General features: G+C 42.8%; 12 protein-coding genes and 2 rRNA genes (1 of these 14 only partly in view). 7 read left to right on the top strand and 7 right to left on the bottom strand.

Annotated elements, in window-relative coordinates:
* Window positions 1-942: an alpha/beta fold hydrolase gene (locus tag L3Q70_RS02600; RefSeq protein ID WP_237114807.1), complete on the top strand. Its 942-nt coding sequence runs from the start codon at window positions 1-3 to the stop codon at window positions 940-942.
* Here the strand turns inward: L3Q70_RS02600 and L3Q70_RS02595 are convergent.
* Window positions 921-1,829: a cation diffusion facilitator family transporter gene (locus L3Q70_RS02595; protein ID WP_237114806.1), complete on the bottom strand. Its 909-nt coding sequence runs from the start codon at window positions 1,827-1,829 to the stop codon at window positions 921-923. The two genes, L3Q70_RS02600 and L3Q70_RS02595, sit on opposite strands and share 22 nt — an antisense overlap.
* Before the next feature lie 102 nt (window positions 1,830-1,931).
* On the opposite strand from L3Q70_RS02595, the gene trmL reads away from it, so the two are divergent.
* Both trmL and L3Q70_RS02585 read left to right on the top strand, forming a co-directional pair.
* Window positions 1,932-2,396 (top strand): tRNA (uridine(34)/cytosine(34)/5-carboxymethylaminomethyluridine(34)-2'-O)-methyltransferase TrmL, encoded by a 465-nt coding sequence (trmL, locus tag L3Q70_RS02590; protein WP_054550977.1) that lies wholly within the window; start codon window positions 1,932-1,934, stop codon window positions 2,394-2,396.
* Between the two features lie 140 nt (window positions 2,397-2,536).
* Window positions 2,537-4,369, top strand: coding sequence for a GGDEF domain-containing phosphodiesterase (locus L3Q70_RS02585; protein ID WP_167346350.1), 1,833 nt, complete (start codon window positions 2,537-2,539; stop codon window positions 4,367-4,369).
* 57 nt (window positions 4,370-4,426) lie between these two features.
* Here the strand turns inward: L3Q70_RS02585 and gpsA are convergent, their stop codons facing one another.
* Genes gpsA through L3Q70_RS02565 form a run of 4 tightly spaced genes read right to left on the bottom strand, consistent with a single transcriptional unit; the run spans window position 4,427 to window position 6,687 of the window.
* A complete protein-coding gene (gene gpsA, locus L3Q70_RS02580; protein ID WP_062570057.1) occupies window positions 4,427-5,434 on the bottom strand; it encodes an NAD(P)H-dependent glycerol-3-phosphate dehydrogenase in 1,008 nt (335 codons plus the stop codon).
* Window positions 5,435-5,437: 3 nt separating this feature from the next.
* The gene (gene secB / locus L3Q70_RS02575; RefSeq protein WP_062570056.1) at window positions 5,438-5,926 is read right to left on the bottom strand and encodes a protein-export chaperone SecB; all 489 of its coding nucleotides are present in this window, start codon (window positions 5,924-5,926) and stop codon (window positions 5,438-5,440) included.
* 37 nt (window positions 5,927-5,963) lie between these two features.
* Window positions 5,964-6,221, bottom strand: coding sequence for a glutaredoxin 3 (gene grxC, locus L3Q70_RS02570; protein WP_062570055.1), 258 nt, complete (start codon window positions 6,219-6,221; stop codon window positions 5,964-5,966).
* A gap of 34 nt (window positions 6,222-6,255) precedes the next feature.
* On the bottom strand, window positions 6,256-6,687 hold the full coding sequence (locus L3Q70_RS02565) for a rhodanese-like domain-containing protein (RefSeq protein ID WP_062570054.1): 432 nt from the start codon (window positions 6,685-6,687) through the stop codon (window positions 6,256-6,258).
* A 191-nt stretch (window positions 6,688-6,878) separates the two neighbouring features.
* Here L3Q70_RS02565 and gpmM point away from each other — a divergent pair, with 191 nt between their 5' ends.
* From gpmM to L3Q70_RS02545, 4 genes are all read left to right on the top strand, one after another.
* Window positions 6,879-8,423: a 2,3-bisphosphoglycerate-independent phosphoglycerate mutase gene (gpmM, locus tag L3Q70_RS02560; protein WP_062570053.1), complete on the top strand. Its 1,545-nt coding sequence runs from the start codon at window positions 6,879-6,881 to the stop codon at window positions 8,421-8,423.
* 3 nt (window positions 8,424-8,426) lie between these two features.
* Complete coding sequence (locus L3Q70_RS02555) at window positions 8,427-9,566, top strand: peptidoglycan DD-metalloendopeptidase family protein (RefSeq protein ID WP_237114805.1); 1,140 nt, start codon at window positions 8,427-8,429, stop codon at window positions 9,564-9,566.
* Window positions 9,567-9,601: 35 nt separating this feature from the next.
* Window positions 9,602-10,870 (top strand): S41 family peptidase, encoded by a 1,269-nt coding sequence (locus tag L3Q70_RS02550; RefSeq protein WP_062570051.1) that lies wholly within the window; start codon window positions 9,602-9,604, stop codon window positions 10,868-10,870.
* Between the two features lie 76 nt (window positions 10,871-10,946).
* Window positions 10,947-11,660 (top strand): divergent polysaccharide deacetylase family protein, encoded by a 714-nt coding sequence (locus L3Q70_RS02545; RefSeq protein WP_062570050.1) that lies wholly within the window; start codon window positions 10,947-10,949, stop codon window positions 11,658-11,660.
* A gap of 644 nt (window positions 11,661-12,304) precedes the next feature.
* On the opposite strand, the gene rrf is transcribed toward L3Q70_RS02545, so the two are convergent.
* Both rrf and L3Q70_RS02535 read right to left on the bottom strand, forming a co-directional pair.
* Window positions 12,305-12,419, bottom strand: a 5S ribosomal RNA gene (rrf, locus tag L3Q70_RS02540).
* Window positions 12,420-12,609: 190 nt separating this feature from the next.
* Window positions 12,610-13,728, bottom strand: a 23S ribosomal RNA gene (locus L3Q70_RS02535); it runs 1,766 nt beyond the window's last position.

Genomic DNA, 13,728 nt, shown 5'->3' with positions numbered 1-13,728 from the left:
ATGTTTTATAGTGATGAAACCAACCTTACTAATAACACAACCAAAATAAACACGTTTTTTTCAGAGCAGTTACAACAAGACTTTTTAACGACCCGTTATGGCACTTTATATTATGGGTTTGCAATTCCACAGCAAGCAACGACAGCAATTATAATTAGCAGTGGTCGTATCGAGTCATTATTTAAATATAAAGAGCTTTTGTGGGAGTTATACCATAATGGCTATGCCGTCTTTATTGTTGACCATCAAGGCCAAGGACGCTCTTACCGCCTTTTAAAAAACACACATAAAGGCTATGTAAACCGTTTTAGCGATTACGCTGACGACTTTGCTACATTCTACGAAAAAGTGGTACAAACACACTGGCAAGGCAAACAGGTTTTACTTGGCCATTCTATGGGCTGTGCGATTGCTTATGACTTCTTGTCACGTTATCAACATACATTTTCAGGGGCATTTTTATCAGCACCTATGTTTGATATTTATACCAAAGGCACCCCAAAACCCCTTGCTAAACTTGCCGCGAAAATAGCCTCTTTAATTGGCCTTGGCCGCAGTTATGCGTTTGGACAAAACAATTATTTACCCGTCGACTTTGCCGTAAATGAGCTCACAAGCAGTGAAGTGAGGTATAAACAGTTCAGAGAGCTTTACTTAGCAGAGCCTGATTTACAATTAGGTGGCGTGACCTATGGCTGGCTAAACGCCTCTTTTGATTTCATTGCCACACTCGTAGACAGAAAAGTGTCGATCCCTCTTTTCATTGCCAGTGCAGAGCAAGACACCGTTGTTGATAACGCCGCACAATTTGCGCTCACACATAGGCAAAAAAAAGCACGCTTAAAAAGCTACCCACATGCACGCCATGAGTTGTTATTCGAGCGAGATGAGATAAGACACGCTGTGCTCACTGACTTTTATCAGTTTTGCGATTCTCTGTAAGGTGGCTTTTTAACGACAGAAAGCGGATCTAAGTGCATTAATATGTCCATTTCACAGTCGAAATAAGCCTTTATCATCGCCTCCACTTCATCTGCAACTTGGTGTGCGCGAATAAGGGGTAAGTTGTCTTCAAGCTCTAAGTGCATCTGAATAAATTTAATTTTACCACCTTGGCGTGTACGAATATCGTGAGCGCCAAACACCTCTTTATGGCTATTTACAATACTCAGAATTTCCGCTTTTTCTTCATCAGGTAGCTCTTTATCCATTAAGTGGTCGGCACTGTCACGGGCAATATCCCAACTGTTATAAAGTAAGTAAACAGCCACACCAATGGCAAAAAGGGGATCGGCATAGGTCATGCCATACTTAGCTAACAGTATCGCGATTAATACCGCGAGATTAAGAATTAAATCGCCTTTGTAGTGAATTGAATCTGCCTTAATAGCGATTGACTCAGTGTGATTAATCACCTTGGTTTGCACAAATACCACAACTAAGGTACATACTATCGCAAATAGACTCACCCAAATACCTAAACTTGAGTGCTTTAGCGTAACAGGGTTGATCAGCCTTTCTATCCCATGAAATGCTAAAAAGCAGCCTGAGCCGGCAATAAAAGCAGCTTGTGCCAGCCCCGCAAGAGCCTCTGCTTTGCCATGACCAAAACGATGATCATCATCAGCAGGACGCAGCGCATAGCCAAGTACCAAAAAGCTCATTAGGGATGCTGTGATATCCATCAATGAATCGGTTAACGAGCCCAACATAGACGCAGAGCCAGAGGCTAGCCATGCCCAGCTCTTTGCAGCAATCATCAAACTCACCATCATAATCGTAACAAGACTGGCGGTTCTGACCCAAAACTCATAACTACGATGTTTCACAACAACTTACCTTTAGATATTATCAATCTTGAGTATATCATCTTTTTATTCTAGTTCGTGTATACTCAGCTGCAGATCATATTGTTTAAAAATGAGATTCAAATGCTTGATATTGTGTTGTACCAACCTGAGATCCCACCTAATACAGGTAATATCATTCGCTTATGTGCAAATACAGGTTACGCTTTACACCTTATTGAACCACTTGGGTTTGAATGGGATGATAAACGTGTAAAACGCGCAGGGCTTGATTATCATGAATTTAGTCATGTGCAACGTCATGCCTCTTTCGAAGCCTATCTTGAGAAGTGTCAGCCTAAAAAAGTTTATGCTTGCACGACGAAAGGCAGTCAGTTTCATCACCAAGCCCAATATCAACCTGGTGATTGTTTAGTATTCGGTCCTGAAACCCGCGGCTTACCTGATGAACTAATTCAATCTTTGCCTAAAGAGCAACGAGTACGGATTCCAATGCAAAAAGACAGTCGAAGTATGAATTTATCTAATTCAGTGGCCGTATTTGTCTATGAGTCTTGGCGTCAGCTGGGTTTTGTGAATGGCCAATAAGTTATTGATAAACGTATCTAATAAAAATTCATTAATTTTTTAGCGCGACCCTTTTTTATGAACTAACCTAAATAAGTTAAGCCTGTTCCTAAAGACGAGTCTAGATGCGCTTTTTTACTGTTTTATTCAGCATAACTTTAATGATGCAACATTCTGTTAGCGTTGCATCATCAATCGCATCAAACTTATCTAACAGTATCCCTCTTCTACTCTTTCTTATCCTACTGGCCATCATTGGGCTTTTTATTGCCGTTATTCATAATCAAAAAAGTCAAAAAATGATGTTAATTGATGCGCTTCTATCACAGTCGAAAGATGCGATTTGGGTCAGTGATGAACACTTCAAAATCATTGAAGTGAATAACACGTTTTGTGAAATTTCGGGTTATCGTAAAGAAGATGTCATGGGCAAGGAGTTTAAAGCCCTCACTAAAGATGGCAGAGATCGGCAACTCGAACAAATGATCCAACAAGAGTTAGTACAAGATGGTTATTGGTCAGGTGAAATTTGGAACTTACGCAAAGATGGTCAGCCATATGCACTTGATTTGTGTATTACCAAAGTGGCAACACCTAAATTTCCAAGGCAATTTGTTCGCTATGTAGGTTTATTTGCTGATGTCACTGCACGTAAAAACCATGAGCGGACAATGCTTAGACTCACCACAAAAGACACGGTTACAGGGTTATCAAACCGCACTATTTTTATAGAGTCGTTAGATAAAGCAATCAACGCCTGCAATGACAAATACCCGAGCCTTCTCATTTTATTTATAGATCTGGACAACTTTAAAAAAATTAACGATTCACTTGGTCATACAGTAGGCGACATGCTTTTAAAGGAAGTCGCTTGTAGACTTACCAATGCACTTAACTCAGGTTTTACTATTGCTAGATTAGGCGCTGATGAGTTTGCAATTTTAGTCCCTCCCTACCTTTACTCCGATAAAACCATTTTCTTTGCAAAAAAAACCGCTGATTTAGTACTTCGACAATTTAAAACACCTTTTATGCTTGATGGTTTCGAAACATCTCTTTCCGCTTGCTGTGGAATCGCAATCTACCCTGAGAACGCGTATAACTGCGAAAATCTAATGCGCAGCGCTAACAGCGCCTTAAATCATGCAAAAAAAATAGGCCGAAATACATATCAGTTTTTTGATAAAGAGCGTCATACCCTCGACCCAACAGAGCTCACAAAAGAAAGTGCGTTATTCAAGGCTATTACTAACAATGAGTTCGAACTTTATTTCCAGCCTAAATATGATGCTCAACACAACCGTTTGTATGGTTTTGAGGCCTTAGTTCGTTGGCCCCAAGAAGATGGAAGTTTAATTAACCCTGATGAATTTATTCCTTTAGCGGAACAAAATGGCGCGATTATCCCCCTTACCCAACTACTACTCGCGCAGTTACTAAAACAACTCGCAGCTTGGCGACATCAAAATCTTGCCTTTGGAAAGGTCGCGATTAATATTTCTGCCCTACACTTTCAGCAAAGTAATCTAATCGATACATTAGTTGATAACTTAGCTAAGTTTGATGTGCCAGCATCATGCTTAGAACTTGAAATAACCGAAAGTGCTATGATGGAAAACCCACAATTTGCAGAGCAGCAAATGAGGCGTATTAAATCGCTGGGTGTGCAAATAGCGCTAGATGATTTTGGCACGGGACATTCATCGTTAAGCTATTTAAAACGTTTTCCTATCGATACGTTGAAAATTGATAAGTCATTTGTCAGAGATATTGCTAAAAATGAACAAGATAGAAATATCACAGCGACGATTGTCCGCCTAGCAAAGTATTTGAATATTAACGTTGTTGCGGAAGGAATTGAAACACAAGAGCAGGCGTACATGCTGCACATAATGGGGTGTCACTGTCAGCAAGGTTACTACTACAGTAAGCCGCTCAATGTCGAGCAAGTCAATGAATTCATCAAAAATAAATTGACTAAGCAATTAACTTAAAAACAAAAGCGCGATATAAAATCGCGCTTTTTAATGTCTATAGTTGCTCTTTATAACCTACTCAGATTTTTGTTCACGTCCGAGTAGCGCCATTGCTGCTTCTTTTACATTTTTGTTTTCGTACAACACTTTGTAAATTTGCTCAGTGATTGGCATTTCAATACCAGTACGCTCAGCTAACAAATACACTTCTTTCGTGTTTCGATAACCTTCAACCACTTGACCAATTGATTCTATGGCAGCTTCAACCCCTTCACCTTTGCCAAGTGCTAAGCCAAAGCGTCGATTACGCGACTGGTTATCTGTGCAGGTTAGAATTAAGTCACCTAACCCTGCCATCCCCATAAAGGTATCTGAGCGAGCACCCAAAGCACAGCCTAATCGACATAACTCTGCAAGACCACGAGTGATCAGCGCAGTTCTCGCATTGGCACCAAAACCAAAGCCATCCGACATACCGGCACCAATCGCAATAACATTTTTAACCGCACCACCGAGCTGAATACCAATAAAATCGTCATTGTTATACACCCTAAAAGAGCGTCCACAATGCAATAACTCGGCAAGTTGCTTTGCAAAGTCACTGGATGTTGATGACACAGAAATTGCAGTAGGTAGCCCCATCGCCATTTCTTTAGCAAAAGTAGGCCCAGACAACACTGCAAGCGGCATATCATCGCCTAATTCCTGCATCGCAACTTCTTGCAATAAGCGTCCTGTATTTGGTTCCAGTCCTTTGGTAGCCCAAGCTACTTGGGCACCCTCTTGCAACCATGGCTTTATCTGCTGTAGTGTTGTAGCAAATGCATGGCTTGGCACAACCACAAGAATAATCTTGCTGGCCTTAACCGCCGTTTCGAGATCAGATTCAAGTGAAAGGGTTTGTGGAAAATCCACATCAGGAAGATAACGTTGATTCTTTCGCTCAGCTGCAAGCGTGGCAACGTCATCGCTATTTCGCCCCCACAAAGTCACTGGGTGGCCATTTCTGGCAAAGCAAATAGCAAGGGCGGTGCCATACGACCCCGCCCCTAAAACTGTAACAGCTGATTGTGCTGTAGTCATTGCTTATGCGTCTGCTTGAGCCTGTTGCTCTTGAGCTGCACGTTGTTGCATGTACTGAGCAAACAATGCATCAAAATTAACAGGCGCTAAGTTAAGTTGTGGGAAAGTACCACGGTTAACTAAGTTTGAAACTGCTTCACGCGCATACGGGAACAATACGTTCGGGCAAAATGCGCCTAGCATATGTGCTAATTGAACTTCTTCAACTTCACCAATAGTGAAAATACCCGCTTGTTGGATCTCACATAAGAAAGCTGTTTCTTCACCGATTGATGCAGTAACAGTCAGAGCAAGAACAACCTCAAAAACACCTTCTTCTAACTTATTTGAACGAGTATCAAGGTCTAACTTAACTTCAGGCGTCCATTCTTTTTGAAAGATAGCTGGTGAGTTTGGTGTCTCAAAAGAAACATCTTTTGTATAGATACGTTGAATTGTGAATTGAGCACCTGCTTGTTGTTCTGCTGCTGCGTTCTGGTTTTCTTCGTTCATTGTAATTCCTAACTTGTATTCGTTTTTATAATAAATTTTAAGCGTTCAGCTTAGCGTCTAATAGACCTTGTGCTTCTATCGCCATCATGTCGTCGCAACCGCCAATATGTTCATCATTAATAAAAATTTGCGGCACTGTATAACCACCATTGGCTTTGTCGATCATTTCGTCACGACGTTCAGGATGCTCACCAATGTCAATGTTCGTATAACTTACACCTTTACTGTCTAGTAAAGCTAATGCGCGTTGGCAAAAAGGGCAGTACGCCTTGGTGTAAAGAACAACATTACTCATAATAAATCCTCTATTGGGCTGCTACGTGATGCTATTAGCGACCGGTTGTCGTTGGTAAACTGGCCGATTGCCAAGCACCCATACCACCCGATAATACATATACACGTTCAAATCCTGCTTTATGCATTGCAGTTGCGATACCTGAGGCGGTCATGCCCGTGGTACATACTAGTATAATGGGTTTACTCTTGAACTTTTCAAGGCTTGAAAAATCAGATTGTTTTGCCTTTTCTGAGCTTAGGTGTGTTGCTCCAGCGATATGACCTGAGTTAAATTCTTTTTGAGCTCTAATATCAACAACTTGGCCATCTTCACGGTTAATCAACAAAGTCACTTGTTGTGGATTAATTTGACGAATTGCTGAAAATTTACTTTTAAACCAGCTACTGATAAGCATTGCCACCAATGCAAGCCAGATAATGCTCAATATCGGATGATTTCCGACAAATTCAATGTATTGATCCATGCGTTTTCCACTAAGATATCTACGACCACGGCGACTTACCATGGGGTTATTAAAATATGCCACGCAAGTATACGTGCTTGAATCGAAAATACTAGAGCGTGAAATATTTTAATATGACATATTGATAGCTGATCAAAACCATAAAACACGGTATGCTAATGGTATATAAGTGCCAATCTTCAGGAGCGATAATGACAGAGCATAAAAAACCATTGGTATTAATGATCTTAGACGGTTGGGGATACCGTGAAGACACAGAAAGTAATGCAATACTTGCTGCTAATACCCCTGTACTCGATGAACTTTGGGCAACGCGTCCTCATACACTCATTTCAGGGTCTGGCCTTGATGTTGGTTTACCGCAAGGGCAAATGGGTAACTCAGAAGTGGGTCATGTTAACTTGGGTGCTGGCCGCATTGTCTACCAAGATTTTACGCGTATCACTAAAGCGATTGAAGATGGTGAGTTCGCTCACAACCCTGCTCTTGTTGAAAACATCGATAAAGCAGTCAACGCAGGTAAAGCTGTTCATATCATGGGACTTTTAAGCCCAGGTGGCGTTCATAGCCATGAAGATCATATCGTTGCTACTATCGAGCTTGCAGCGAAGCGCGGTGCCAAAGAAGTATATTTCCATGCTTTCTTGGACGGTCGTGATACGCCACCACGCAGTGCAAAAGCCTCTATTGAGCGAATTGAAGCACTATTTGCAAAACTGAACTGTGGCCGCTTAGCAACCTTAGTGGGTCGTTACTATGCAATGGATAGAGACAACCGCTGGAATCGTGTCGAAGCTGCTTATGATGTTATGGTGAGTGGTATTGCAGGTCACAGTTTTAGCGACGGAGTGAGCGCACTCGAAGCTGCCTACGAACGTGATGAAAATGATGAATTTGTCGCGGCAACAACAATTGTGCCTGATGGCCAATCAGCAGTAGAAATTAACGATGGTGACACAATTATTTTTGCCAACTTCAGAGCTGATCGCGCTCGTGAAATGACCCGCGCGTTTGTTGACGCTGACTTTGATGGTTTTGAAAAAAAGAAAGCTCCTGCTCTTAGTGGTTTTGTAATGATGACAGAGTACGCTGCCGATATTAAAGCCCCTGTTGCATTCGCACCAGAACCTCTAACGAACGTATTAGGTGAATGGCTCGAGAAGCAAGGTAAAACGCAACTGCGCATCTCTGAAACAGAAAAATATGCACACGTCACCTTTTTCTTTAGTGGCGGCCGTGAAGATGAATTTGTTGGCGAGACTCGTGAACTAATCCCATCACCACAAGTGGCAACTTACGACCTGCAACCTGAAATGAACTCAGAAATGCTAACCGATAAACTTGTTGAAGCAATTGCCAGCGGTAAATACGATGCCATTATCTGTAACTACCCTAACGGCGATATGGTTGGACACTCAGGCGTATTCGAAGCGGCTGTCAAAGCATGTGAAGCAGTTGATCACTGTATAGGCCGTGTAATTTCTGCACTTGAAGAGCACGGTGGTGAAGCGTTAATTACAGCTGACCACGGTAATGCCGAGCAAATGGCCAACCCTGCAACGGGTCAAGCACATACAGCCCATACCAGTGAACCAGTTCCCTTTATTTACGTGGGCCGTGACGCGACAGCTCACGATGGTAAAACACTGAGTGACGTTGCTCCAACAATGCTTCACTTAATGGGTCTTGAGCAGCCAAGCGAAATGACTGGCAAACCAATTATGACGCTGAAATAAACAATGAGAAAACGTATTAACCACTTCCTAAAAACTGGTTTAATACTGGCTTCATTAGCAGGAACAGGAGTTGCTGCTAATGAAGATCAAACCAAAAAAGACCTATCCGAAATTCAATCAGCTTTAGAAAAATCGCAAGCTAACCTTAAAGGACAGAGGAAGTCTATTTCTGACATGCGTAGTGCACTTCGTAGCCACGAGTTAGAAATAGCTAAAAATGCAAAAGCGCTGAATCTCGCTGCACAATCAATTAAAGAGAACGAGCAACAACAAGCTAAACTTCAAAATAAAGCCAAACAATTAAAGCAAGAGCAAGCTGAACGTCAAGCTGTGCTAGCAGCCCAACTAAAAAGTGCTTATATGTCTGGTGGCCATGATTATTCAAAAATGCTCTTAAGCCAACAAGACACGGCAAAAATTGAGCGCACACTCAGTTACTATAACTACTTAAATAAAGCACGAATAGCGCAGCTTGAAGAGCTTAAGGCGCTACAAATCAAAATTGCGGATAACCAAGCAGAACTTGAGCAAACCAAGTTGCGTCTTGTTGAATTACATAACGAGCAAAAGGCGCGACAACAAGCACTTGTCAGCGCGCAACAAGACCGTAAGAGCAACCTCAACAAATTACAATCAGCCCTAAAAGAAACAAAAAGCTCAATTGATTACCTCAAAGAAAATGAACAAACGCTTATCACCGCCATAGAAGAGTTAGAAAGAGAGCGCTCAAAAAAGGTTGAGCTACTTGGCTTGCAAAACAGTAAAGGCAAACTTGACTGGCCAACAAAAGGAAAAATTCGTTACAGCTTTGGACAGCGTAAACACGGTAATATTGACTGGAAAGGCGTTCTCATTGGCGCTAGAGAAGGTAGTGATGTCAAAAGCGTGCAAAATGGGCAAGTTGTCTATGCAGACTGGTTAAATGGTTTTGGCTGGGTGATTGCTATTGATCATGGCGATGGTTTTATGAGCTTATACGGCCACGCCCAAACTTTACTTCGTGATGTGGGCGATCTTGTCAGAGAAGGCGAAATTATAGCCTTAGTTGGCCAAAGCGGCGGACAATCAGATCCTGGTCTATACTTTGAAATACGCCATAAAGGACGCGCAGTAAATCCTGTAAAATGGTGCAGACGTATTTAATTGATTAAATAGCTGCACCCTATGAGGAGCAGCTGATGCTAAACACGACTTACCCATTTAAATTATACTCTCCTTCAGCCAAGCTATACACTTGGCTGTCATTTCTACTGCTTATAGCCTTCGTATATTTATTGCTGCAACCGTCTTTGGTCAATGCTAAACCATCACTTAAAGCGCTTCATACACAGCAGTTAAATGAAATTCTATTTAATATACATACCTATTATGTGGATGATCTCAAGTTACAGAATACCTTTATTACTCAACCCGATAATCAACAAATTGAAGCCTTATTTGAGCGCTTAGACCCCTACTCAAAATACTTAGATGAAACAGAACTAGACGCCATTTTTAGCAGTACGAGCGGCCGCTACACAGGCATTGGCATAGAAGTAAAAATAGAGCAAGGACATGTCGTTGTTGTTAATACTATTAGCAACTCCCCCGCTGCACTAGCAGGATTAAAAGAGAACGATAAAGTGATTGCTATAAATCAACAGCCTATCGCTAATAAAAGTATGAGTGAAATAACAAAGCTTATTCAACAAAGTGGTCAATCAGCGGTAGATGTTTCAGTTTTACGTGAACAAGATACCTGGCTCAGTTTTTCTATCAAACGCCAACAAATCAACTTAGAAAGCGTGCAGGGCTACCTTGCAGACACCGGTGTTGCTCTGTTAAGTATCAATACATTCAACAACCATACCCTGCACGATGTTGCGCGTGAAATAGCAAAAATGCAGATGAATAACGGATTTCCACTATCAGGACTAATTATCGACTTGCGTGATAACCCTGGAGGCACATTGCAGGGTGCCATTGAAGTATCTGATTTATTCTTGGATACCGGAGTTATCGTCTCAACCAAAGGTCGATTTAATGAAGCAAACCAACATTATCAAGCGCATGATGGCGATATCCTAAATGGCGCCCCCATTGCGGTATTGATAAATGAAAACTCAGCGTCTGCAGCGGAAATATTAGCAGCAGCCCTTAGAGATAATGAACGAGCAACACTAATCGGAGAGACAACTTACGGTAAAGGCTCGGTACAATCACTCATCCCTCTAGGTAATGGCAACACAGCACTTAAATTGACGACTGCTCGCTATTACACCCCAACGGGTCAGTCAATAGAAGGAAAGGGAGTCACACCTGATGTGAGTATAAATCAAACAATGCTTTCAGAAATTAACCAAGACGCTATAATAAAAAACATCCAAGAGTTAGCTTTATTCAGCTCACTACTTGATAGACAAGATAAAAAACAACTCACTGCCCAGCAACTCTTAATCGTGCAGTAAGTGAGTGCCTACATGGAAAAAATAATTACAACAAGTGAAGTTATTAAAAGGGTTACTACTCGCAGTATGTTTGCCAATGTTTTGCTCTGCAAAACAAATTGCTATCGTCATTGATGATATAGGCTACCACCAACGCGATCTTGATATTTTAAACTTACCGGGGCAGGTCACTTTCTCAGTCTTGCCCCATACACCCTATGCCCAAACGTTTGCTGAACGCGCCAGTAAAATAAATAAAGAACTTTTACTACACATTCCTATGCAGGCTCTCGATAATAGCAAAGCACTTGGACCTGGCGCTCTCACTGAATCGATGAGCAAGTCAGAATTACAAGCCACACTTGGGCACGCACTTGCATCGCTTCCACAGGTAAAAGGTGTAAATAATCACATGGGATCCGAGCTAACACAGTTAACAGAGCCCATGAAATGGACCATGGAAGTTTTAAAAAAACGTGGTTTGTACTTTTTAGATAGCCGAACAACAAGTCAAAGCGAAGCACAAAATGCCGCTAACTTTTACGGTGTAGCAAATGTCTCAAGGCATGTATTTCTTGATAACGTAGTGACAACACAGCAATTGACACAGCAGCTTGAAGAACTAAAAGTTAAAGCCGAACACTTTAATTATGCAATAGCGATAGCCCACCCTTACCCAGAAACCGTTGCTTTCTTACAAGAAGCCTTACCTGAGCTAGAAAAACAAGGTTATGAACTCGTTCCCTTATCTCAACTAGTTGAAACCAAATATATTCAGCTTGCCAAAGCCGAGCAGAAGCAAGGTGAATAGTACCCCCACTCCTATTGGCTGTAGTGAGCGAATTTAATACTGCTACGTTAACTACTGCGATGAAAAGTCGCGACGACACACAAAACCCGCAGCTTGTCTGCAACGGCTTCATTGTCTTGGGCGGATTTTTCCGCGTCATTAGCTGTCTATTCGCTCATAGAGCGCACGATGTAAAATCGCGACGACACACGTGTTGGGGCGAGCTTATCGCGTAGCAGCGGGTTTATTCCGCGTCATGGGGTGTTTATTCGCGGGTAGCGCGCGATGTAAAATCACGACCACATACGAAAAAACCCGTTGCATTGCTGCAACGGGTTTCTCTAATTAGGAGTCATGGTGCGCTACGCAGTAGGATGTCCTACTTTCACATGGCGAATGCCACACTACGCCTACAAGGATAGAAGTAGTAGGGTCTTGGTTGGGTGTTTTATTTTTCTACAGGCAACAAAAAACCCGACTCTTTCGAATCGGGTTTCTCTAATTAGGAGCCATGGTGCGCTACGCAGTAGGATGTCCTACTTTCACATGGCGAATGCCACACTATGCCTACAAGGATAGAAGTAGTAGGGTCTTGGTTGGGTGTTTTATTTTTCTACAGGCAACAAAAAACCCGACTCTTTCGAATCGGGTTTCTCTAATTAGGAGCCTGGCGATGTCCTACTTTCACATGGCAAATGCCACACTATCATCGGCGCTGTTTCGTTTCACTACTGAGTTCGGCATGGGGTCAGGTGGGTCCAAAACGCTATTGTCACCAAGCGTATTCTGTTTGTTAATCGCCTTAGCAATTAACTAAAATTCGGAAATCTGATAATCGTAAATCTACTTTAGTATACTAACTTCTGTCTGTTACGCTGTCATAAAAATCTGTCTGGAACAGATTTTAACGCACGCAGTGCGGCTTTAGTGATTTACATGGATGTAAATCATAAAACGCGTTTGGCGTTGTATGGTTAAGCCTCACGGGTAATTAGTACAGGTTAGCTTAATGGCTCACACCACTTCCACACCCTGCCTATCAACGTTGTAGTCTTCAACGGCCCTTCAGAGACTTTAAAAGTCTAGTGAGAACTCATCTCGAGGCCTGCTTCGCGCTTAGATGCTTTCAGCGCTTATCAGTTCCGAACGTAGCTACCGGGCAGTGCCATTGGCATGACAACCCGAACACCAGCGGTTCGTTCACTCCGGTCCTCTCGTACTAGGAGCAACCCCTCTCAATTCTCAAACGCCCACGGCAGATAGGGACCGAACTGTCTCACGACGTTCTAAACCCAGCTCGCGTACCACTTTAAATGGCGAACAGCCATACCCTTGGGACCGACTTCAGCCCCAGGATGTGATGAGCCGACATCGAGGTGCCAAACACCGCCGTCGATATGAACTCTTGGGCGGTATCAGCCTGTTATCCCCGGAGTACCTTTTATCCGTTGAGCGATGGCCCTTCCATTCAGAACCACCGGATCACTATGACCTACTTTCGTACCTGCTCGACGTGTCTGTCTCGCAGTTAAGCTGGCTTCTACCATTACACTAACCGTACGATGTCCGACCGTACTTAGCCAACCTTCGTGCTCCTCCGTTACTCTTTGGGAGGAGACCGCCCCAGTCAAACTACCCACCAGGCACTGTCCGTAATCCCGATCAGGGACCAACGTTAGAACATCAAAACTACAAGGGTGGTATTTCAAGGACGGCTCCACAAAGACTAGCGTCTCTGCTTCAAAGCCTCCCACCTATCCTACACATGTAGGTTCAATGTTCAGTGCCAAGCTGTAGTAAAGGTTCACGGGGTCTTTCCGTCTAGCCGCGGGTACACAGCATCTTCACTGCGATTTCAATTTCACTGAGTCTCGGGTGGAGACAGCGTGGCCATGGTTACACCATTCGTGCAGGTCGGAACTTACCCGACAAGGAATTTCGCTACCTTAGGACCGTTATAGTTACGGCCGCCGTTTACCGGGGCTTCGATCAAGAGCTTCGTCCGAAAACTAACCCCATCAATTAACCTTCCGGCACCGGGCAGGTGTCACACCGTATACGTCATCTTGCGATTTTGCACAGTGCTGTG

Origin of the sequence: Pseudoalteromonas sp. CF6-2, from assembly GCF_021729425.1 — a bacterium.
GTDB lineage: Bacteria > Pseudomonadota > Gammaproteobacteria > Enterobacterales > Alteromonadaceae > Pseudoalteromonas > Pseudoalteromonas arabiensis.
Note: the sequence above shows the minus strand (reverse complement) of the source record. Positions and strands in the feature narration are given on the sequence as shown.